Here is a 22,728-nt window from a genome sequence, read left to right as displayed (position 1 = left end):
ACCTTAAATTATAGAACTTCTGGAGCTAAAGAAACGATCTTCATGAAGTTGCTATCACGTAATTCACGAGCTACTGGTCCGAAGATACGAGTACCACGTGGGCTCTTATCGTCTTTAATGATAACCGCTGCGTTTTCATCAAATTTGATGTAAGAACCGTCCGGACGACGAGCTCCGCTCTTCGTACGTACTACTACTGCTTTAACAACGTCACCTTTTTTAACAACGCCACCTGGTGTTGCTTGTTTTACCGTAGCAACGATAATGTCACCAATGTTAGCATATTTACGACCAGAGCCGCCTAATACTTTAATTGTTAAAAGTTCACGTGCACCAGAGTTGTCAGCAACTTTCAAACGAGATTCTTGTTGGATCATGTTATGAAACCTCCCTTCGGACTAAAAATTCCGATTCGTCTATTTAGATAATAACCGCTTCTTCAACGATTTCAACTAAACGGAAACGCTTAGTAGCAGAAAGCGGGCGAGTTTCCATGATTTTAACGATATCGCCAAGTTTCGCTTGGTTTTGCTCATCATGGGCTTTGTACTTCTTAGAATACTTAACACGTTTTCCGTACAAGGAATGAGTTTTGTAAGTTTCAACTAAAACTGTAATCGTTTTGTCCATTTTGTCAGACACTACACGACCAGTATAAACTTTGCGTTGGTTACGTTCGCTCACTATGCAAACCTCCCCTCAATTTATCGATTAATTCCGATCTCTCTTTCACGAACTACAGTTTTCATACGAGCAATTGCTTTACGCACTTCACGAATGCGAGTTGGATTCTCTAATTGTCCTGTAGCAAGTTGGAAGCGAAGATTAAACAACTCTTCCTTTAAAGCTTTAACTTTTGTTTCGATTTCGGCAGTGGTTAATTCACGAATATCATTAGTTTTCATTAGATTCACCACCATTTTCTTCACGTTTTACGAATTTACATTTCACAGGTAACTTGTGAGCTGCAAGACGTAATGCTTCGCGTGCTACCTCTTCAGATACACCCGCGATTTCGAACATAATTTTCCCAGGTTTTACTACTGCTACCCAGCCTTCTGGTGCCCCTTTACCGGAACCCATACGTACTTCTAGAGGTTTTGCAGTGTAAGGTTTAGAAGGGAAAATTTTAATCCATACTTTACCGCCACGTTTCATGTAACGAGTCATTGCACGACGAGCAGCTTCGATTTGACGGTTTGTAATCCATGAAGCAGCTTGTGCTTGTAAACCGAATTCACCGAAAGCAATTTCAGTTCCACCTTTAGCACGACCACGCATTTTACCACGATGCTCTCTACGATATTTTACGCGTTTTGGCATTAACATATTATTTTCCTCCTTCCTCAGAAGCTTTCTTTTTTGTAGGAAGGACTTCTCCACGGTAGATCCATACTTTTACGCCTAATTTACCGTATGTTGTATCAGCTTCAACTGCTGCATAGTCAATATCAGCGCGAAGTGTATGAAGTGGAACAGTTCCTTCACTGTAAGATTCTGCACGAGCGATATCAGCTCCGCCAAGACGACCAGAAACCTGTGTTTTAATACCTTTAGCACCTGCACGCATAGCACGTTGAATAACTTGCTTTTGTGCACGACGGAATGATACACGGTTTTCTAATTGACGAGCGATGTTTTCGCCTACTAATTTAGCGTTAAGATCAGCTCTCTTAACTTCTAAAATGTTGATGTGTACACGCTTGCCTGTTAATTGGTTAAGAGCTTTACGAAGTGCTTCAACTTCAGTACCACCTTTACCAATTACCATACCAGGTTTTGCAGTGTGAATTGTAACATTTACACGATTTGCTGCACGTTCGATTTCTACTTTAGCAACAGCAGAATCTTTTAAGCGTACATTAATGTACTCACGGATTTTGATGTCTTCATGTAATAATGTAGCGTAATCTTTCTCAGCGAACCAACGAGATTCCCAGTCACGGATAACGCCGACACGAAGACCAATTGGATTAACCTTTTGACCCATCGATTATCCCTCCTTCTTTTCTGATACCACAACTGTGATGTGGCTTGTGCGTTTGTTAATTTGGCTTGCACGACCCATTGCACGTGGACGGAAACGTTTTAACGTTGGACCTTCGTCAACGAAAACTTTTTCTACAACTAGGTTGTTAATGTCCATCTCATAATTGTGCTCTGCATTTGCGATTGCAGATTTTAAAACTTTTTCTACAACTGGAGAAGCAGTTTTTGGTGTGTGGTTAAGGATAGCAATCGCTTCACCCACTTGCTTACCTCGGATTAAGTCTACTACTAAACGAACTTTACGAGGAGCAATACGAACTGTTCTCGCTACTGCTTTAGCTTGCATTGAAGTGCCTCCTCTCATTATCTTCTAGTTTTCTTATCGTCAGCAAGGTGACCTTTGTACGTACGAGTTGGTGCGAATTCACCTAACTTATGGCCAACCATATCCTCAGTGATGTACACAGGTACGTGTTTACGACCATCATATACAGCGATTGTGTGTCCGATGAACTGAGGGAAGATTGTTGAACGGCGAGACCAAGTTTTAACAACTTGTTTTTGCTCAGATGCAACTAATTTTTCCATTTTGCTCATTAAGTGATCATCGACAAATGGTCCTTTTTTTAAGCTACGAGCCATTTTGGTGCCTCCCTTCGTGATTGGCGTACGGTTCTAGAAATGAACCGTACTACAATCCCATTATTTTTTACGACGACGAACGATAAATTTGTCAGACGCTTTGTTTTTCTTACGAGTCTTGAATCCAAGAGTTGGTTTACCCCATGGAGACATTGGAGACTTACGTCCGATTGGAGAACGTCCTTCACCACCACCGTGTGGGTGATCAACAGGGTTCATTACAGAACCACGAACTGTTGGGCGTTTACCTAACCAGCGAGAGCGACCTGCTTTACCGATTTTGATAAGTTCGTGTTGTTCGTTACCTACTTGACCGATTGAAGCGCGACAAGCAGATAATACAAGACGTACTTCACCAGAAGTTAAACGTACAAGTACGTATTTACCTTCTTTACCAAGTACTTGAGCAGATGTACCAGCAGAACGAACTAATTGTCCGCCACGACCAGGCTTAAGCTCGATGTTATGAACAACAGTACCTACTGGAATGTTGATTAATGGTAATGCGTTACCGATTTTAATGTCAGCTTCTGGGCCAGACATAACTTCCATACCTACTTCTAAAGATTTAGGAGCAAGAATGTAACGTTTTTCACCGTCAACGTAGTTAATTAATGCGATATTCGCAGAGCGGTTTGGATCGTATTCGATCGTAGCAACGCGTCCTGGAATTCCATCTTTGTTACGCTTAAAGTCGATGATACGGTATTGACGCTTATGTCCGCCACCTTGATGACGTACAGTGATTTTACCTTGGTTATTACGACCAGCCTTCTTGCTTAAAGGAGCAAGTAATGACTTTTCGGGTCTATCAGTCGTGATTTCAGCGAAATCATTCGTAGTCATATTACGACGACCGTTAGTAGTTGGATTATACTTTTTGATTCCCATCTCAATTTCCCTCCTTCTTTAGTAAGAATTAAACGCCTTGGAAGATTTCGATTTCTTTGCTGTCAGCAGTTAGCTTAACGATTGCTTTACGACGACGGCTAGTAAAACCAGCGTGACGACCAACGCGTTTTGCTTTCGGCTTGTAGTTCATGATGTTCACTTTTTCTACTTTAACACCAAAGATCGCTTCAAGAGCATCTTTAACTTCTGTTTTATTAGATTTAACGTCCACATCGAACGTGTATTTTTTTTCAGCCATCATTTCCATAGAACGTTCAGTGATAACTGGGCGCTTAATGATATCACGAGGATCTCTCATTATGCAAGCACCTCCTCTACTTTTTCCACTGCCGCTTTTGTCATGATTAGCTTATCATGATGAAGCACGTCTAAAACGTTTACGCCATCAGCAGTGATTACTGTTACTCCAGGGATATTGCGAGCAGATAACTCTACAGATTCGTTTGCATCAGCAGTTACGATAAGAGCTTTCTTCTCAACAGTTAATCCTTTAAGTACTGCTAGCATGTCTTTTGTTTTTGGTGCATTTAACACTAGGTCTTCAAGAACTACAATGTTGTTCTCAACTACTTTAGTAGCTAATGCAGATTTGATTGCTAAACGACGAACTTTCTTAGGAAGTTTGTACGCATAGCTTCTTGGTGTAGGTCCGAATACCGTACCACCACCACGCCATTGAGGAGAGCGGATAGACCCTTGACGAGCACGTCCAGTTCCTTTTTGACGCCATGGTTTACGACCACCACCGCGAACTTCAGAGCGAGTTTTTACTTTGTGTGTACCTTGACGTAAAGATGCACGTTGCATCATTACAGCTTCAAAAAGTACAGCTTCATTTGGTTCGATACCGAAAATAGCTTCAGCTAATTCGATTTCACCAACCTGTGAACCAGTTTGGTTATATACAGTAACTTTTGGCATTGGAATTCCTCCTTCCTATTGTGAATTATTTGCTAACCTTCACAGCGCCTTGAACAACTACAAGAGATTTCTTAGCACCTGGAACGTTACCTTTTACTAGTAATAAGTTGCGCTCAGTGTCAACTTGAACGATTTCTAAGTTTTGGATAGTAACTTGGTCTCCACCCATACGTCCAGCAAGTTTTTTGCCTTTGAATACACGGTTCGGAGCAACTGGGCCCATTGAACCTGGACGACGGTGATAGCGAGAACCATGAGACATAGGTCCGCGAGATTGTCCGTGGCGTTTGATAACACCTTGGAAACCTTTACCTTTAGAAATTCCTGTTACATCAACGATTTCACCTGTAGCGAATACGTCAACTTTTACCTCTTGACCAACCTCTAATCCGTCCACGTCTGCATCGCGGATTTCGCGAATGAAGCGCTTAGGAGTTGTAGATGCTTTAGCAGTGTGGCCTTGTTCAGGTTTGTTAGTTAACTTTTCACGTTTATCTTCAAATCCTAACTGGATTGCATTGTAGCCATCAGTTTCAGTTGTTTTCTTTTGAAGAACAACGTTTGGATTAGCAGCGATAACTGTTACTGGGATTAACTCACCGTTCTCAGCAAATACTTGAGTCATACCGATCTTTCTTCCTAAGATTCCTTTGGTCATGAGTTACACCTCCTACATTTTTAAGTTATATAAATTATAGTTTGATTTCGATATCTACACCAGATGGTAAGTCTAAACGCATTAATGAATCTACTGTTTGTGGAGTAGGACTCACGATGTCGATTAGACGTTTGTGCGTGCGCATTTCGAATTGCTCACGAGAATCTTTGTACTTATGAACAGCACGAAGAATTGTGTAAACAGTTTTTTCAGTTGGTAATGGGATCGGACCAGAAACTGTTGCCCCAGAACGCTTAGCTGTTTCTACAATTTTCTCAGCTGACTGATCAAGAATACGGTGATCGTAAGCTTTTAAACGGATACGAATTTTTTCTTTTGCCATTATTTTCCCTCCTTCGTTCGCCTATTTCTAAAATAGACCTTCTCCATGGAAATTTCCCCACACCATGCCATGGCAAAGCGGCCGGGTGTGTCAGCAACCTTCCACTTCATCGCAGTCAAAGACCAACATTGTCTATTATACAATGTTATTCGTCTAGATGCAAGCATCTTTTTGTTTGCATCTGCTTTTCTCTACTTTTGCTATTATACATGGCACTTTAAAGAATTTCAAGTTTTCATCTAACAGAATTCATTTTACAGTTTCTGGATTATCTTTTGTCGTTTTTATATTACTATAGAAGAAACTCGTCAAAACAAAAAACACCCTCTTCTTCCTTATATAAACGCAAACAAAAAACCTAAGGGAAAATCCCTTAGGTTTTTTTATATCAGTTAAGATTACTCAACGATAGTAGCAACTACACCGTAACCTACTGTACGTCCACCTTCACGAATAGAGAATTTAGTTCCCTCTTCGATAGCGATTGGAGCGATAAGTTCGATAGTCATTTCGATGTTGTCACCAGGCATTACCATTTCAGTACCTTCTGGTAATTGGATGATACCAGTTACGTCAGTTGTACGGAAGTAGAACTGAGGACGGTAGTTAGCGAAGAATGGAGTGTGACGTCCACCTTCTTCTTTAGATAATACGAAAACTTCAGCTTTGAATTTAGCGTGAGCTTTTACAGAACCGCTTTTTGCAAGTACTTGTCCACGTTGGATGTCTTCACGAGCAACCCCACGAAGTAAAGCACCGATGTTGTCTCCAGCTTGAGCTTGGTCAAGAAGTTTACGGAACATCTCTACACCAGTTACAGTTGTAGAAGCATTTTCTTCAGCAAGACCGATGATTTCTACTACGTCACCAACTTTAACGATACCGCGCTCAACACGACCAGTAGCAACTGTACCACGACCTGTGATAGAGAATACGTCCTCTACAGGCATTAAGAATGGTTTGTCAGTTTCACGTTCTGGAGTTGGGATGTAAGCATCAACTTCAGCCATTAATTCAATGATTTTTGCTTCCCAATCAGCTTCTCCTTGAAGAGCTTTAAGAGCAGAACCTTTGATTACAGGAATGTCGTCGCCTGGGAATCCGTATTCAGATAATAGGTCGCGAACTTCCATTTCTACTAATTCTAATAATTCTTCGTCATCTACCATGTCGCATTTGTTTAAGAATACAACGATGTAAGGAACACCTACTTGACGAGAAAGAAGGATGTGCTCACGTGTTTGAGGCATTGGGCCATCAGCAGCAGATACTACTAAGATACCGCCGTCCATTTGAGCAGCACCAGTGATCATGTTTTTAACATAGTCAGCGTGACCTGGGCAGTCAACGTGTGCATAGTGACGAGTTTCAGTTTCGTACTCAACGTGTGCAGTTGAGATTGTGATACCGCGCTCTCTTTCTTCTGGAGCAGCATCGATTTGATCGTATCCGCGTGCTTCAGCACCACCAGCTTTTGCAAGAACTGTAGTGATCGCAGCAGTTAATGTAGTTTTACCATGGTCAACGTGGCCGATTGTACCGATGTTAACATGGGGTTTAGAACGTTCGAATTTAGCTTTAGCCATTCTAAATTCCTCCTTAGTTTATATAGGTTATTTTATATTTAGACTAGAAAGTAAAACTTACGTCCCACTTTCTAAGCTTACATAAGTAGTTATACTTGAACAATCGATAAAAATCAATTATTCACCTTTATTTTTTTTGATAATTTCTTCAGAAACAGACTTTGGTACTTCTTCATAGTGGTCAAACACCATAGAGAATGTTCCGCGTCCTTGAGTGTTAGAACGTAATGACGTTGCATAACCGAACATTTCAGAAAGTGGAACCATAGCGCGAACAACTTGTGCGTTACCGCGAGCTTCCATACCTTCTACACGTCCACGACGAGATGTTACGTCACCCATAATGTCACCCATGTACTCTTCAGGAATTACAACTTCAACTTTCATCATTGGCTCAAGAATTACTGGGCTACATTTAGAAACCGCAGCTTTAAGTGCCATAGATGCAGCGATTTTGAACGCCATCTCAGATGAATCGACATCATGGTAAGATCCGTCAACTAATGCAGCTTTAATGTCAACTAGTGGATAACCAGCTAGTACACCATTTTTAAGTGCATCTTCAAGACCTGCTCCAACAGCTGGGATGTATTCACGAGGAACTACACCACCGACGATCTTGTTTTCGAATTCGAATCCTTTACCTTCTTCGTTAGGTTCAAACTCAATCCAAACGTGACCGAATTGTCCACGACCACCAGATTGACGAGCGAACTTACCTTCAACTTTCGCAGCAGCGCGGAAAGTCTCACGGTATGCTACCTGAGGAGCACCAACGTTTGCTTCCACTTTGAATTCACGACGCATACGGTCAACGATGATATCAAGGTGAAGTTCACCCATACCAGCGATGATAGTTTGGCCAGTTTCTTGGTCAGTGTGAGCACGGAATGTTGGATCTTCTTCAGAAAGCTTAGATAATGCTGTACCCATTTTATCTTGGTCAGCTTTAGATTTTGGTTCGATAGCTACAGAGATAACTGGCTCTGGGAATTCCATAGACTCAAGGATAACAAGGCTCTTCTCGTCACAAAGAGTATCACCAGTAGTAGTATCTTTTAAACCTACAGCAGCAGCGATATCACCAGCGTAAACTGTTGAAATCTCTTCACGGCTGTTAGCGTGCATTTGTAGGATACGACCTACACGCTCACGCTTACCTTTAGTTGAGTTTTTCACGTATGATCCAGAGTTTAACACACCAGAGTACACACGGAAGAACGTTAACTTACCAACATAAGGGTCAGTCATGATTTTGAATGCTAAAGCTGCGAATGGTTCTTCATCGCTAGACTTACGTTCTACTTCTTCATCTGTATCCGGTAGAGTACCTTTAATAGCAGGTACATCTAGTGGTGATGGAAGGTAGTCGATAACTGCGTCTAACAGAATTTGAACACCTTTGTTTTTGAATGCAGAACCACAGATTACTGGGAAGAATTCTACAGAAGTTGTAGCCTTACGGATACCAGCTTTAAGCTCTTCTACAGTGATTTCTTCACCTTCTAGGTACTTCATCATCATTTCTTCATCAAGCTCAGCTACCGCTTCAATAAGTTTTCCACGGTATTCTTCAGCTAATTCTTTGTGCTCTTCAGGAATTTCAACACGTTGAATGTCTGTTCCTAAATCGTTACCGTACATGTAAGCACACTCTTCAACAAGGTCAATGATACCATTGAACTCATCTTCAGCACCGATTGGTAACTGAATTGGATGTGCGTTTGCTTGTAAACGATCGTGGATTGTTCCTACAGAGTATAAGAAATCTGCACCGATCTTATCCATTTTGTTAACGAATACGATACGAGGTACGCCGTAAGTAGTAGCCTGACGCCAAACAGTTTCTGTTTGTGGTTCTACACCAGATTGCGCATCAAGTACCGCTACAGCGCCATCAAGTACGCGTAAAGAACGTTCTACTTCTACTGTGAAATCTACGTGTCCTGGAGTATCAATGATGTTTACACGATGACCTTTCCATTGTGCTGTAGTTGCAGCAGAAGTAATTGTGATACCACGCTCTTGCTCTTGCTCCATCCAGTCCATCTGAGATGCACCTTCGTGAGTTTCACCGATTTTATGAATACGTCCTGTGTAGTACAGAATACGCTCAGTTGCTGTTGTTTTACCAGCATCGATGTGAGCCATGATACCAATATTACGAGTGTTTTCTAAAGAGAACTCTCTTGCCATTTGGTGTCTTGCTCCTTCCATATATGGATTGGATTTTTTTATTTTAAGTAGCAAAAAAGCCACTTTATATTGTTACACATGTCAGTATGTCCAGTACTCTCATTATGTAAAACGAGCGCCCGATGAAAGGGAGAGGCATTCTCCCTCTCCACACTTCCATAAGCGACAAATAAAGCGGTTTATGCTTACATTTATTTTACGTTGAATCCTACCAACGGTAATGAGCAAATGCTTTGTTAGCTTCTGCCATTTTATGAGTGTCTTCACGTTTCTTAACAGATGCACCAGCGTTGTTAGCTGCATCTAAGATTTCGTTAGCAAGACGCTCTTCCATAGTTTTTTCACCACGAAGACGAGCGTAGTTTACTAACCAACGAAGACCTAAAGTTGTACGGCGTTCTGGACGAACCTCAACTGGAACTTGGTAGTTAGCACCACCAACACGACGAGCGCGTACTTCAAGAACAGGCATGATGTTCTTAAGAGCTTGCTCGAATACTTCCATTGGCTCTTTACCAGTACGTTCGTTTACAATATCGAACGCATTATAAAGAATTGTTTGAGATTTACCTTTTTTACCGTCAACCATCATTTTGTTGATAAGGCGTGTTACTAGCTTCGAATTGTACATTGGATCTGGTAACACGTCACGTTTCGCAACAGGTCCTTTACGAGGCATATTGAGTTCCTCCTTTCATTTTAAAGTTATTATTTTTTAGCAGGTTTTGGTCTCTTAGTACCATATTTAGAACGTCCTTGCATACGTTTGTCAACACCAGCTGTGTCAAGCGCACCACGAACGATGTGGTAACGTACCCCCGGTAAATCCTTTACACGACCACCGCGAATTAATACTACGCTATGCTCTTGTAGGTTATGACCGATACCTGGGATGTAAGCTGTAACCTCGATACCGTTTGTTAAACGTACACGAGCGTATTTACGTAACGCTGAGTTAGGTTTCTTTGGAGTCATTGTACCAACACGAGTACATACACCACGTTTTTGAGGTGCAGAGATATCAGTTGATTTTTTCTTTAAAGAGTTAAAACCTTTGTTTAACGCAGGTGATTTAGATTTCCATACTTTATCAGTACGACCATTTCTCACTAATTGGTTAATAGTAGGCATTTGATTATCCTCCCTTCGCATGTTTGTATGACCACATATCCAGGTGGTTCATTATTAGTTGAAAACAAAGTTTTTGCAAGGAAGAGCAAATGCTCTCTCCTCACAAAAACAGTTTTAACTTATTATTCCTATTGCTGAAGCTCCCACTTGAATCCCCGAAGCTTTACCAAGCTTACGAACTGATTCAACTTTTGTTATGGGCACGTTATATTGCATTGCAACACGAATGATAGCATGGGTTAACCGCATGTCAGCATCCTCTGCGATGACAACTTCTTTAACTGTACCATTTTTGATTGCCTCCAATGTACGTTTATGACCAACGACTACATTTTCAGCAGTTGATACTTTTTGATAAGACATATAAATATCCTCCAAAGCATCGTTCAGGAGCAACCTTGATTATAGTAACATTTTGACTCATACAATGTCAACTAAGATTAATTGTTTTTATACAAAATTTATGCCGGAAAATTTTACTGTTCCACATAAACCTCATCGTTTTCTACATTCATGTCATCTTGTGTTGTTTTTACAAGATCCACTTTGCGATAACGATTCATACCTGTTCCAGCAGGAACAAGTTTACCGATAATAACATTTTCTTTTAATCCTAGAAGTTCATCGCGTTTACCCTTAATTGCTGCATCAGTTAAGACACGAGTTGTTTCTTGGAACGATGCTGCAGATAAGAATGAATCTGTTTCAAGTGAAGCTTTTGTAATACCAAGTAGAACAGGTCTAGCTGTTGCTGGTTGCTTACCTTGCAGTAAGACCTTAGCATTCGCATCAGTGAACTGATGGATATCTAGTAATGTTCCTGGTAATACATCTGTTTCACCTGCATCACTTACACGAACTTTACGTAACATTTGACGTACCATTACTTCTACGTGTTTGTCACCAATTTCTACCCCTTGCATACGGTATACTTTTTGAACTTCACGTAATAAGTATTCTTGAACCGCCGTAATGTCCGTTACTTTTAGTAATTCTTTCGGATCAATAGAACCTTCTGTTAACTCTTTACCGTGGCTAATTGGCTGTCCTGGAGTTACTTTCAGACGAGCACCGTAAGGAATAGCATACGTACGAGCTTCAACTTCACCCTGTACAACTACTTCTTGGCGATCTTTAACGTCGTTGATCGCTGCGATAACACCGTCGATTTCACTGATAACTGCCTGACCTTTCGGATTACGAGCTTCGAAGATCTCTTGGATACGAGGTAAACCTTGAGTAATATCATCTCCGGCAACCCCACCTGTATGGAATGTACGCATCGTTAACTGTGTACCTGGCTCACCGATAGATTGAGCTGCGATAATACCTACCGCTTCTCCTACTTCTACGTCTGTTCCAGTTGCTAAGTTACGACCGTAACACTTCTTACATACACCGTGGCGAGTGTTACACGTAAACGCTGAACGAATGTTTACAGTTTCAACACCCGAATTTTCAACGATATGAGCGATATCTTCAGTAATTAATTGATTTTCAGCAACTAATACTTCACCTGTTTCAGGATGTTTTACAGTTTTTCTTGCAAAACGTCCAACAAGACGATCATATAATGACTCGATAACTTCATTACCCTCTTTAATCGCACCAATTAATAAACCGCGATCTGTTCCACAATCATCTTCACGAACGATTACATCTTGTGCAACGTCAACAAGACGACGTGTTAAGTAACCAGAATCGGCAGTTTTAAGTGCTGTATCGGCAAGACCTTTACGCGCACCATGCGTAGAGATGAAGTACTCAAGTACTGTTAAACCTTCACGGAAACTCGATTTGATTGGAAGTTCGATGATACGACCAGATGGATTGGCCATAAGACCACGCATACCAGCAAGCTGAGTAAAGTTAGATGCGTTACCACGGGCACCTGAGTCACTCATCATGAAGATTGGGTTGCGTTTATTCAAGGATTTCATCAGTTTTCCTTGGATAACATCTTTTGCATTACTCCAAATAGAGATAACGCGATCGTAACGTTCTTCTTCCGTGATTAAACCGCGACGGAATTGTTTAATTACATTATCTACTTTTGCTTGTGCTTCGTGGAGAATTTCATCTTTTTCGCCTAATACAAGAATGTCAGATACCCCAACTGTAATACCAGCTTTTGTAGAGTACTTGAATCCTAAGTTTTTCATACGGTCAAGCATGCGAGACGTTTCTGTAATTTGGAAACGTTTGAACACTTCCGCAATGATGTTACCAAGGATCTTCTTGCTAAATGGCGCCACTTCTTCGCGACTAGCAATAATTTCTTTAATGTTCGCACCTTTTTCAACGAAATATTTCGCTGGTGTTTCTTTTTCAAGGTTTGAATTTGTTGGTTCATTAATATAAGGGAACGACTCTGGTAAGATTTCGTTAAATATTAATTTACCAACTGTTGTTAATAGAAGCATACTCTTTTGCTCTTCAGTAAATGTTGCGTTGTTTACTGCACTTGCAGCTACTGCAACACGTGTATGAAGATGAACATATCCATTTTGATATGCAAGCAATGCTTCATTTGCATCTTTGAAGACCATACCTTCACCGATTGCACCTTCACGCTCAAGTGTTAAGTAATAGTTACCTAATACCATATCCTGAGATGGAGTAACAACTGGTTTACCGTCTTTCGGGTTCAAGATGTTTTGTGCCGCTAACATAAGAAGACGAGCTTCAGCTTGAGCTTCTGATGATAAAGGTACGTGAACGGCCATTTGGTCACCGTCAAAGTCCGCGTTGTATGCAGTACATACAAGTGGGTGAAGACGGATTGCGCGACCTTCTACTAATGTAGGTTCAAACGCCTGGATACCAAGACGGTGAAGTGTTGGTGCGCGGTTTAGAAGTACTGGATGTTCTTTAATCACAGACTCTAAAACGTCCCAAACTTCAGGTTGTACACGCTCGATTTTACGTTTCGCACTCTTAATGTTATGTGCTAATCCTTTTTCAACTAACTCTTTCATTACGAAAGGTTTGAACAGTTCAAGCGCCATTTCTTTTGGTAATCCACATTGATACATCTTTAAGTTCGGTCCTACAACGATTACAGAACGACCAGAGTAGTCAACACGTTTACCTAATAAGTTTTGACGGAAACGTCCTTGTTTACCTTTAAGCATGTGAGATAGTGATTTTAATGGACGGTTACCTGGCCCAGTAACTGGACGGCCACGACGACCATTATCGATTAATGCGTCTACAGCTTCTTGTAACATACGTTTTTCGTTTTGAACGATGATGCTTGGTGCACCTAAGTCCAATAGACGTTTTAAACGGTTGTTACGGTTAATTACACGACGGTATAAGTCGTTTAAGTCAGAAGTAGCAAAACGTCCACCGTCTAACTGTACCATTGGGCGTAGTTCTGGTGGGATTACTGGTAGAACATCTAAGATCATCCAAGACGGTTCATTTCCAGAGTTACGGAATGCTTCTAATACTTCTAGACGTTTAATAGCACGAGTACGGCGTTGTCCTTGTGCTGTTTTTAATTCTTCTTTTAAGAAGTCTACTTCTTTATCTAAATCGATGTCTTGTAGTAGCTTTTTAATTGCTTCTGCACCCATAGCAGCTTGGAATGTGCTACCATATCGATCACGATATGCACGGTATTCTTTTTCAGAAAGTAATTGCTTCTTATCAAGTGGTGTATCTCCACTTTCTGTTACAACATAAGAAGCGAAATAAATTACTTCTTCAAGCGCGCGAGGGGACATGTCTAAGACAAGTCCCATGCGGCTCGGGATACCTTTGAAATACCAAATATGAGATACAGGAGCAGCTAATTCGATATGACCCATACGTTCACGACGTACTTTTGCACGCGTTACTTCAACGCCACATCGATCACAAACTACACCTTTATAACGTACACGTTTGTATTTTCCGCAATGACATTCCCAGTCCTTTTGTGGTCCGAAAATACGCTCACAGAACAAGCCATCTTTTTCAGGCTTTAACGTACGATAGTTAATAGTTTCTGGTTTCTTAACTTCACCGTATGACCAAGAACGAATCTTGTCAGGTGAAGCAAGTCCAATCTTCATATATTCAAAGTTATTTACATCTATCAAGGGGCCTACCTCCCTTTTAGTCTACAGGTTATCCCAATTATTCCTTAGTTGTCTCAACTTCGACATTCAATTTATCTGCTGATTGATGATCATCGTCATCTTCTGTATCACGCATTTCAATTTCTGTATCGTCGCTAGACATCATTTTAACGTCCATACCTAAACTTTGCAGCTCTTTAATCAATACTTTGAATGATTCAGGAACGCCTGGTTCTGGAACATTTTCGCCTTTAACAATTGCTTCATAAGTCTTAACACGTCCAACAACATCATCAGACTTCACTGTTAAGATTTCTTGAAGAGTATAAGCAGCACCGTAAGCTTCAAGTGCCCAAACCTCCATCTCACCGAAACGCTGTCCACCGAACTGAGCTTTACCTCCAAGAGGTTGCTGCGTTACAAGTGAGTATGGTCCAGTAGAACGAGCATGAAGTTTATCGTCAACCATGTGCGCAAGTTTGATCATATACATGACACCAACAGATACGCGGTTATCGAATGGTTCACCAGTACGTCCGTCATACAGGATTGTTTTCGCGTCATTTGCCATACCAGCTTCTTCAATTGTGCCCCAAACATCTTCCTCACGAGCACCATCGAATACTGGTGTTGCAATGTGAATGCCAAGGTATCTTGCTGCCATACCAAGATGAAGCTCTAATACCTGACCGATATTCATACGAGATGGTACCCCTAATGGGTTTAACATGATATCGATTGGCGTACCGTCTGGTAGGTAAGGCATATCTTCTTCTGGTAAAATACGAGAAATAACACCTTTGTTACCGTGACGTCCGGCCATCTTGTCACCTTCAGAAATTTTACGTTTTTGAACGATATATGCACGTACAAGTTGATTCACGCCTGGTGGCAATTCATCGCCATCTTCACGGTTGAATACTTTTACGTCTAAGATAATACCGCCACCACCGTGTGGTACACGTAGTGATGTATCACGTACTTCACGCGCTTTTTCTCCAAAGATAGCATGTAATAGACGTTCTTCAGCTGTTAATTCTGTTACACCTTTAGGTGTTACTTTACCAACAAGTAAATCTCCATCTTTTACTTCAGCACCAACGCGAATGATACCGCGCTCGTCAAGGTTACGTAATGCGTCTTCCCCAACGTTTGGAATGTCACGTGTAATTTCTTCTGGTCCAAGCTTCGTATCACGAGCTTCTGATTCATATTCTTCAATATGAATAGAAGTGTACACATCATCTTTTACAAGGCGCTCACTCATGATGATCGCATCCTCGTAGTTATAACCGTCCCAAGTCATGAAGCCAACAAGCACGTTACGTCCAAGTGCTAGTTCACCTAATTCCATAGAAGGACCATCCGCAAGGATTTCACCTTTTACAACTTCATTTCCAACACTTACGATTGGACGTTGGTTGTAACAAGTTCCTTGGTTAGAACGAATGAATTTTTGCATTTTGTAGCGATCTAAGTCGCCTTTTACTGTTTGACCGTCAACTTCTACATAGCGACGTACCCAAACTTCACGTGCTTCTACGCGCTCAACAACACCAGGATGTTTACAGATTACTGCAGCACCTGAGTCTTTTGCTGATACGTACTCCATACCTGTACCTACAATCGGAGATTCCGGATTCATTAACGGAACCGCCTGACGTTGCATGTTCGCTCCCATAAGTGCGCGGTTAGAGTCATCGTTTTCTAAGAACGGAATACAAGCTGTCGCTGCCGACACTACTTGTTTTGGAGATACATCCATGTAGTCGATGCGTTCTCTATTTGTGACAATGTTTTCACCACGGAAACGAGCTACGATATCTTCACTTAGGAATTCACCTTCGTCAGATAATTTCATATTCGCTTGGGCTACAACATAGTTATCTTCTTCATCTGCTGTTAAGTAATCAACATGCCCTGTTACAAGACCAGTTTCTGGGTCAACACGACGGTATGGTGTTTCAATGAAACCAAACTCATTTACTTTCGCGAACGAAGATAATGAGTTAATCAAACCGATGTTTGGTCCCTCTGGTGTTTCAATCGGACACATACGACCGTAGTGAGAGTAATGAACGTCACGCACTTCAAAGCCTGCGCGCTCACGCGTTAAACCACCAGGTCCTAATGCAGATAGTCTTCGTTTGTGAGTTAACTCTGCTAATGGGTTTGTTTGGTCCATAAACTGAGATAACTGAGAACTTCCGAAGAACTCTTTAATAGATGCAATAACAGGACGAATATTAATTAGTGCCTGTGGTGTAATTGCATTTGTATCTTGGATCGACATTCTCTCACGAACAACACGTTCCATACGAGAAAGACCGATACGGAATTGATTTTGTAACAGTTCTCCAACAGAACGCAGACGACGGTTTCCTAAATGGTCAATATCATCTGTATCCCCTACTTTGTATAGTAGGTTGAAGAAGTAACTGATAGAAGCAAGGATATCACCTGGTGTGATGTGTTTCACATCACGAGTAATGTTTGCATTACCAATTACATTAATTACGCGTTCGCCTTCCGACTCAGGAGCATAAATCTTAATAGATTGCAGCTCAACATCGCCTTCTACCACTCCACCCATTGGTTTCGCTGTTTTGAATCCAATGTTTTTCTCTAAGTAAGGTAAAATGCGATCAAGTGTACGACGATCTAAGATTGTTCCTTCTGCCGCTAAAATTTCACCAGTTTCTGGATCCACTAATGTTTCAGCTAAACGTTGATTAAACAATCTGTTTTTAATGTGTAACTTCTTGTTGATCTTATAGCGACCTACATTTGCTAAATCGTAGCGCTTTGGATCAAAGAAACGAGACACAAGTAAGCTCTTAGCATTTTCTACTGTTGGTGGTTCACCAGGACGTAGACGCTCATAAATTTCAAGCAATGCTTTTTCTGTGCTATCTGTGTTGTCTTTTTCTAATGTGTTGCTTAAGTATTCGTTATCACCTAAAAGCTCGGTGATTTCTTGATCAGAGCCAAACCCTAATGCGCGTAACAAAACAGTTACAGGAAGTTTACGCGTACGGTCAATACGCACATATACAACATCCTTAGCATCTGTCTCATACTCTAACCAAGCTCCGCGGTTTGGAATTACAGTAGCAGTAAAACCACGTTTTCCGTTTTTATCCACTTTGCCACTATAGTATACGCTTGGAGAGCGAACTAACTGGGAAACGATAACACGTTCTGCACCGTTAATTACGAATGTTCCAGTCTCTGTCATGAGTGGGAAATCTCCCATGAACACATCTTGTTCTTTTACTTCACCAGTTTCCTTGTTGATTAGACGCACTTTTACACGAAGTGGTGCTGCATACGTCACATCACGCTCTTTGCATTCGTCTACAGAGTATTTAGGTTCACCTAAGCTGTAGTCGATAAATTCAAGCGATAGATTTCCCGTAAAGTCTTCAATCGGAGAAATGTCTTGGAACATTTCTCGCAAACCCTCATCAAGAAACCACTGATAAGAAGAGGTTTGAATTTCGATAAGATTTGGTAACTCTAATACTTCACTAATACGGGCATAACTTCTTCGTTGGCGGTGGCGTCCGTATTGAACTAGTTGACCTGTCAACTGCTTCACCCCTCAAATCATGAGTATTATAAATGCACAAAAAAATTTGTGCAAAATCACAAATAAATACAACTACTGCTATTAGCGTAGTCTCTTTCTCTTAAAGATAAATACGTTGAGTCTTTCTACCTGCTCAAAAAAGAAAAATGGCTTCTATAAGAAAACCATCATTCTGTTTCATAATCTGCTGATTTTACTATCTTTTCCAAGAGAAACAAAAATATACATCTTTCTCAACGCAGAAAATCATATATTGGCATTGTATAATGTTAACATAGCCAAAAATAACCGTCAACGTTTTTTTGATTTTATGATATAATATCCTTTTTTCTTTTCTACAACCTCAACTTCAGAAAATGCTTCTTCTAGTTTTTTTAGCGCAGACGGTGCACCTTGTTTCTTTTGAATAACAATCCAAAGCTCTCCATCTGGAACTAAATACTCCACAGCTTTTTCTAAAATCTCATGTACGATATCTTTACCCGCACGAATCGGAGGGTTAGATAGAATAGCAGCATACTTACCATCTACATTTTCATAGACGCTACTTTGAAAAATACGTATATTCTCGATTTTGTTATTAGCGGCGTTTTCTTTCGCAAGCCCAAGTGCCCTCTCGTTCACATCCACCATGTGAACTTCACGACCTTGAAACTCTTTCGCTAACGACAAACCAATAGGACCGTATCCGCAACCTACGTCTAATATATTACCTTTAATATCTGGCATTTGAAACGCTTCAATTAAAAGACGGGAACCAAAGTCCACTTCGTTTTTCGAGAACACCCCATGATCAGATAAGAAAGTAAATCGAGATCCACGAAGGGCAAACTCCCATCGCTTACGATCACTTTTACTAGAAGGGTCGTTAGAAAAATAATGGTCTGCCATATGGCCACCTCTTTTCTTTACAGTTAAAAAAAAAGCTCGCATGAGAGCGAGCTTTTTTTAAAGCATCAAAAGTTAATTACTTAACTTCTACAGCAGCGCCAACTTCTTCAAGTTTAGCTTTGATTTCTTCAGCTTCTTCTTTAGCAGCAGCTTCTTTGATTACTTTTGGAGTGTTGTCAACTAATTCTTTAGCTTCTTTTAAGCCAAGACCAGTGATTTCACGAACAACTTTGATAACTTTGATTTTTTGTGCACCAGCGCTAGTTAGTTCCACATCAAATTCAGTTTTCTCAGCAGCAGCTTCTCCAGCGCCACCAGCAACAGCTACAGGAGCAGCAGCAGTTACGCCGAATTCTTCCTCGATAGCTTTTACTAAGTCGTTAAGTTCTAATACAGTCATAGATTTAACTGCTTCAATGATTTGTTCTTTAGTCATTGTAAATATCCTCCCTTAAATAGGTTTGTATTGTTTTATCGATAATACGTAATTATCTTTTAAAAAATTAAGCGCCTTGCTCTTCCTTTTGGTCTGCAACTGCTTTAGTAGCAAGTGCAAGGTTACGGATTGGAGCTTGAAGAACGCTAAGAAGCATAGAAAGTAAGCCTTCACGTGATGGAAGAGTAGCAATTGCTTTAACCTCATCAAGTGTTACAAGTTTACCTTCGATTACGCCCGCTTTAATTTCTAAAGCTTCATGATCTTTAGCGAAGTCGTTTAATACTTTCGCAGGAGCAACTACATCCTCGTTACTGAACGCGATTGCGTTTGGTCCTGTTAAGAATTCATTTAACTCAGCCATTTCAGCAGATTCTGCAGCACGACGAGTTAGAGAGTTTTTGTAAACTTTGAACTCAACGCCAGCTTCACGTAATTGCTTACGTAATTCTGTTGCTTCAGAAACTGTTAAACCACGGTAGTCAACAACGATTGTAGATTTACTAGCGCGAAGTTTGTCCGCGATTTCAGTTACAACTTGTTGTTTAGTTTCGATTACTTTGCTCATGTTATTACACCTCCTGTAGATTATATAGAAGATGTACCGAAAGTGCACTAAAAACCTCCATGCCCAACTTGTAGACATGGAGGCATATAGTCACAGAAAAAAGATTCCGCTTCGTATATTAACACCTAGGTAGGAAATTAAGTCTATTGACACCTACTGTCTACGGTACACTAATCAAATTCACAACATAAATGATTATATTAAAACTTCTTTATGAAGTCAACTTCCAAAATTTACGCTAATGTAGAAACGTCTACACGTACGCCAGGTCCCATTGTAGAAGCAACTGTTACGTTCTTCATGTAAGTACCTTTTGCAGCAGCTGGCTTAACTTTTTGTAAAGTGTCAGCAATTGTTTTGAAGTTTTCTACTAATTTAGCATCTTCGAAAGATACTTTACCGATTGGAACGTGGATGTTACCAGCTTTATCAACGCGGTATTCAACTTTACCAGCTTTGATTTCGTTAACAGCTTTAGTTACATCGAAAGTAACTGTTCCAGTTTTAGGGTTTGGCATTAAACCTTTAGGTCCTAATACGCGACCAAGTTTACCAACTTCACCCATCATGTCAGGAGTTGCTACTACTACATCGAAATCGAACCAACCTTGTTGGATTTTACCGATGTAATCAGTATCGCCTACGAAGTCAGCTCCAGCAGCTTCAGCTTCTTTAGCTTTTTCACCTTTAGCAAATACTAATACACGTTGTACTTTACCAGTACCGTGCGGAAGAACAACTGCACCACGGATTTGTTGGTCAGCTTTCTTAGGGTCAACACCTAAACGGAATGCAGCTTCTACAGTTGCATCAAATTTAGCTGTGTTTGTTTTCTTTACTAATTCTACTGCTTCTGTTGCAGAGTAAGCAGCTGCACGATCAACAAGCTTTGCAGCTTCTACGTACTTTTTACCTCTTTTAGCCATTTTTATTTCCTCCTCGAATGTGGTTTTAGCGGAATAACCTCCCACGTTTACGCCTGTTTTCAGGTATAACCTGAGGATGAGCGCCATCCATTTATTTAAAAACGATAATCATTTACGATAATAAAGGTTGCGAATTGGAATTCCAGACCCGCAACCTTTTTTAAAAACAAATCGAATTAGTCTTCGATAACGATGCCCATACTGCGTGCAGTACCTTCAACCATACGCATTGCAGCTTCTACGCTAGCAGCGTTTAGGTCAGGCATTTTAGTTTCAGCGATTTCGCGTACTTTATCACGCTTAACAGTTGCCACTTTATTACGGTTTGGTTCACCAGAACCAGACTCAATACCAGCTACTTTCTTAAGAAGAACAGCAGCAGGAGGAGTTTTAGTAATGAAAGTGAATGAACGGTCCTCAAATACCGTAATTTCAACAGGGATGATAAGACCAGCTTGATCTGCTGTACGAGCGTTAAACTCTTTACAGAAGCCCATGATGTTAACACCTGCTTGTCCTAATGCTGGACCAACTGGTGGAGCTGGGTTAGCTTTACCTGCAGGAATTTGAAGCTTTACCATTTTAATTACCTTTTTAGCCACGAGACACACCTCCTTAAGTCCGTGATGTGGTCAATTGGACAGTGATTTGCCCTCCCACGTCATATTTTATCTGTAAGGATAAAATCTTTCAAAAAACGTCTCCGATAACGAAGACGTACTGACTTAAAAGATATTATCACTTTTTACAATTCATTTCAAGTTTCATTTTATAATTTTTCAATTTGATGGAAGTCAAGTTCAACTGGAGTCTCGCGACCAAACATGTCCACAAGCACGCTAACCTTTTTCTTCTCCACATCAATTTCTTCAATAGCACCTGTATAATCTGCGAATGGCCCCTCATTTACACGTACTGTCTCATGAAGTTCAAAGTCGAAATCAACCACTTCGTTGTCCATTCCCATATGTTTCATAATGGTAACAACTTCCTCTTCTAATAGAGGTGATGGTTTAGATCCAGAACCAGAAGAACCAACGAACCCAGTTACACCCGGCGTGTTACGTACAACATACCAAGAGTCATCAGTCATGATTAATTCTACTAATACATAACCTGGGAACACTTTTCTTTTCATTAATTTTTCTTTTCCGTTTTTCATTTCTACTTCTACTTCTTCCGGGACAACAACACGGAAAATTTTATCTTGCATACCCATTGATTCTACACGTTTCTCTAGGTTTGCTTTTACTTTATTTTCATATCCAGAATAAGTATGGACAACATACCAACTTTTTTCCATTCATTTAGGACGAGCGTCCTTCCCTCCCTGACGTACATTTTTTTGCGCAAATGAAAAAACCCGTTCACCGGGCTTTTACACAGTTCTTATAAATAACATTATATCATGGATAAGTGCTTCTTATTCAAGAATTAACCAAGAATTAACCGAATTAAAGAAGAAATGCCCATATCAACTACTGCGAAGAAAATCGCAAAGAACACAACTGTAGCAACAACAGTCGCTGTTGAGCGGAGTAATTCATCTTTTTTAGGCCAACTTACTTTTTTCATTTCGCGACCTACATCGCCGAAAAAGTTCGTTAAACGCATCTGCGGGACCTCCAGTGTATTATTTCAATTATTTATTTTGTTTCCTTGTGAACTGTATGCTGATTGCATGTTTTACAAAACTTTTTTATTTCAAGTCGCTCTATTGAGCTCGTATCTTTCATAGTAGAGTAGTTTCGATTTTTACACTCTTCACATGAGAGTACAACTTTTTTCCTCATTAGTTACACCAACCTTGTAACATTATGTCCCTAAAAATGTATCATACAATAAAAGACAATGTCAATGACATGCATTT

Annotated in this window: 27 protein-coding genes and 1 other annotated feature; all 27 genes read right to left on the bottom strand. The window is 40.5% G+C overall.

The genetic code is table 11. The features are described 5' to 3' along the window. Positions 1–8: 8 nt before the first annotated feature. Complete coding sequence (gene rplN, locus GBN91_RS26725; RefSeq protein ID WP_000615912.1) at positions 9–377, bottom strand: 50S ribosomal protein L14; 369 nt, start codon at positions 375–377, stop codon at positions 9–11. Positions 378–420: 43 nt separating this feature from the next. Then, positions 421–684: a 30S ribosomal protein S17 gene (gene rpsQ / locus GBN91_RS26720; RefSeq protein WP_000004106.1), complete on the bottom strand. Its 264-nt coding sequence runs from the start codon at positions 682–684 to the stop codon at positions 421–423. A 20-nt stretch (positions 685–704) separates the two neighbouring features. Further along, the gene (gene rpmC, locus GBN91_RS26715; RefSeq protein ID WP_000855718.1) at positions 705–905 is read right to left on the bottom strand and encodes a 50S ribosomal protein L29; all 201 of its coding nucleotides are present in this window, start codon (positions 903–905) and stop codon (positions 705–707) included. Then, complete coding sequence (gene rplP / locus GBN91_RS26710) at positions 895–1,329, bottom strand: 50S ribosomal protein L16 (RefSeq protein WP_000928969.1); 435 nt, start codon at positions 1,327–1,329, stop codon at positions 895–897. The genes rpmC and rplP overlap by 11 nt, the downstream gene beginning before the upstream one ends. A gap of 1 nt (position 1,330) precedes the next feature. Beyond that, the gene (rpsC, locus tag GBN91_RS26705) at positions 1,331–1,990 is read right to left on the bottom strand and encodes a 30S ribosomal protein S3 (RefSeq protein WP_000529956.1); all 660 of its coding nucleotides are present in this window, start codon (positions 1,988–1,990) and stop codon (positions 1,331–1,333) included. Between the two features lie 3 nt (positions 1,991–1,993). Beyond that, complete coding sequence (gene rplV / locus GBN91_RS26700) at positions 1,994–2,335, bottom strand: 50S ribosomal protein L22 (RefSeq protein ID WP_001148024.1); 342 nt, start codon at positions 2,333–2,335, stop codon at positions 1,994–1,996. Between the two features lie 17 nt (positions 2,336–2,352). After that, positions 2,353–2,631, bottom strand: coding sequence for a 30S ribosomal protein S19 (gene rpsS, locus GBN91_RS26695; RefSeq protein WP_000124454.1), 279 nt, complete (start codon positions 2,629–2,631; stop codon positions 2,353–2,355). Between the two features lie 60 nt (positions 2,632–2,691). Next, the gene (gene rplB / locus GBN91_RS26690; protein WP_000511583.1) at positions 2,692–3,522 is read right to left on the bottom strand and encodes a 50S ribosomal protein L2; all 831 of its coding nucleotides are present in this window, start codon (positions 3,520–3,522) and stop codon (positions 2,692–2,694) included. 28 nt (positions 3,523–3,550) lie between these two features. Further along, complete coding sequence (rplW, locus tag GBN91_RS26685; protein ID WP_001205558.1) at positions 3,551–3,841, bottom strand: 50S ribosomal protein L23; 291 nt, start codon at positions 3,839–3,841, stop codon at positions 3,551–3,553. Beyond that, on the bottom strand, positions 3,841–4,464 hold the full coding sequence (rplD, locus tag GBN91_RS26680; RefSeq protein ID WP_001127258.1) for a 50S ribosomal protein L4: 624 nt from the start codon (positions 4,462–4,464) through the stop codon (positions 3,841–3,843). The genes rplW and rplD overlap by 1 nt, the downstream gene beginning before the upstream one ends. Positions 4,465–4,489: 25 nt before the next feature. Further along, on the bottom strand, positions 4,490–5,122 hold the full coding sequence (rplC, locus tag GBN91_RS26675; protein ID WP_000160207.1) for a 50S ribosomal protein L3: 633 nt from the start codon (positions 5,120–5,122) through the stop codon (positions 4,490–4,492). A 34-nt stretch (positions 5,123–5,156) separates the two neighbouring features. Continuing rightward, complete coding sequence (gene rpsJ / locus GBN91_RS26670) at positions 5,157–5,465, bottom strand: 30S ribosomal protein S10 (protein ID WP_001040596.1); 309 nt, start codon at positions 5,463–5,465, stop codon at positions 5,157–5,159. A gap of 398 nt (positions 5,466–5,863) precedes the next feature. Continuing rightward, entirely contained in the window at positions 5,864–7,051 is a 1,188-nt protein-coding gene (tuf, locus tag GBN91_RS26660) for an elongation factor Tu (RefSeq protein ID WP_001029614.1), read from the bottom strand. Positions 7,052–7,168: 117 nt separating this feature from the next. Continuing rightward, the gene (gene fusA, locus GBN91_RS26655; protein ID WP_000090370.1) at positions 7,169–9,247 is read right to left on the bottom strand and encodes an elongation factor G; all 2,079 of its coding nucleotides are present in this window, start codon (positions 9,245–9,247) and stop codon (positions 7,169–7,171) included. 208 nt (positions 9,248–9,455) lie between these two features. Beyond that, positions 9,456–9,926, bottom strand: coding sequence for a 30S ribosomal protein S7 (rpsG, locus tag GBN91_RS26650; protein WP_001137491.1), 471 nt, complete (start codon positions 9,924–9,926; stop codon positions 9,456–9,458). A gap of 29 nt (positions 9,927–9,955) precedes the next feature. Next, complete coding sequence (gene rpsL, locus GBN91_RS26645) at positions 9,956–10,378, bottom strand: 30S ribosomal protein S12 (protein ID WP_001142341.1); 423 nt, start codon at positions 10,376–10,378, stop codon at positions 9,956–9,958. Positions 10,379–10,492: 114 nt separating this feature from the next. Next, a complete protein-coding gene (locus GBN91_RS26640) occupies positions 10,493–10,741 on the bottom strand; it encodes a 50S ribosomal protein L7ae-like protein (protein WP_000121837.1) in 249 nt (82 codons plus the stop codon). 113 nt (positions 10,742–10,854) lie between these two features. After that, the gene (gene rpoC, locus GBN91_RS26635; protein ID WP_000567939.1) at positions 10,855–14,466 is read right to left on the bottom strand and encodes a DNA-directed RNA polymerase subunit beta'; all 3,612 of its coding nucleotides are present in this window, start codon (positions 14,464–14,466) and stop codon (positions 10,855–10,857) included. Positions 14,467–14,503: 37 nt separating this feature from the next. Further along, positions 14,504–18,037 carry a DNA-directed RNA polymerase subunit beta gene (gene rpoB / locus GBN91_RS26630; RefSeq protein WP_000147553.1) on the bottom strand — a complete coding sequence of 1,178 codons (3,534 nt, stop codon included), beginning with the start codon at positions 18,035–18,037 and terminating at the stop codon, positions 14,504–14,506. 291 nt (positions 18,038–18,328) lie between these two features. Further along, positions 18,329–18,928: a class I SAM-dependent methyltransferase gene (locus tag GBN91_RS26625; RefSeq protein WP_000763264.1), complete on the bottom strand. Its 600-nt coding sequence runs from the start codon at positions 18,926–18,928 to the stop codon at positions 18,329–18,331. 76 nt (positions 18,929–19,004) lie between these two features. Then, positions 19,005–19,364: a 50S ribosomal protein L7/L12 gene (gene rplL, locus GBN91_RS26620; protein WP_000159736.1), complete on the bottom strand. Its 360-nt coding sequence runs from the start codon at positions 19,362–19,364 to the stop codon at positions 19,005–19,007. A 67-nt stretch (positions 19,365–19,431) separates the two neighbouring features. Next, positions 19,432–19,932 carry a 50S ribosomal protein L10 gene (gene rplJ / locus GBN91_RS26615; RefSeq protein ID WP_000048716.1) on the bottom strand — a complete coding sequence of 167 codons (501 nt, stop codon included), beginning with the start codon at positions 19,930–19,932 and terminating at the stop codon, positions 19,432–19,434. A gap of 39 nt (positions 19,933–19,971) precedes the next feature. Then, positions 19,972–20,116 (bottom strand) — a sequence feature (ribosomal protein L10 leader region). Between the two features lie 49 nt (positions 20,117–20,165). Then, a complete protein-coding gene (rplA, locus tag GBN91_RS26610) occupies positions 20,166–20,858 on the bottom strand; it encodes a 50S ribosomal protein L1 (RefSeq protein WP_001987630.1) in 693 nt (230 codons plus the stop codon). A gap of 176 nt (positions 20,859–21,034) precedes the next feature. After that, positions 21,035–21,460, bottom strand: coding sequence for a 50S ribosomal protein L11 (rplK, locus tag GBN91_RS26605; RefSeq protein ID WP_001085872.1), 426 nt, complete (start codon positions 21,458–21,460; stop codon positions 21,035–21,037). 167 nt (positions 21,461–21,627) lie between these two features. Beyond that, positions 21,628–22,161 carry a transcription termination/antitermination protein NusG gene (gene nusG, locus GBN91_RS26600; protein ID WP_000415794.1) on the bottom strand — a complete coding sequence of 178 codons (534 nt, stop codon included), beginning with the start codon at positions 22,159–22,161 and terminating at the stop codon, positions 21,628–21,630. Between the two features lie 131 nt (positions 22,162–22,292). After that, positions 22,293–22,472 carry a preprotein translocase subunit SecE gene (gene secE, locus GBN91_RS26595; RefSeq protein ID WP_001241323.1) on the bottom strand — a complete coding sequence of 60 codons (180 nt, stop codon included), beginning with the start codon at positions 22,470–22,472 and terminating at the stop codon, positions 22,293–22,295. A 32-nt stretch (positions 22,473–22,504) separates the two neighbouring features. Beyond that, positions 22,505–22,651: a 50S ribosomal protein L33 gene (gene rpmG / locus GBN91_RS26590; RefSeq protein WP_014481927.1), complete on the bottom strand. Its 147-nt coding sequence runs from the start codon at positions 22,649–22,651 to the stop codon at positions 22,505–22,507. Positions 22,652–22,728: the final 77 nt, after the last annotated feature.

It is taken from the genome of Bacillus sp. B1-WWTP-T-0.5-Post-4, assembly GCF_009183795.1.
GTDB lineage: Bacteria > Bacillota > Bacilli > Bacillales > Bacillaceae_G > Bacillus_A > Bacillus_A cereus.
This window is presented reverse-complemented; position numbering and strand designations above follow the sequence as displayed.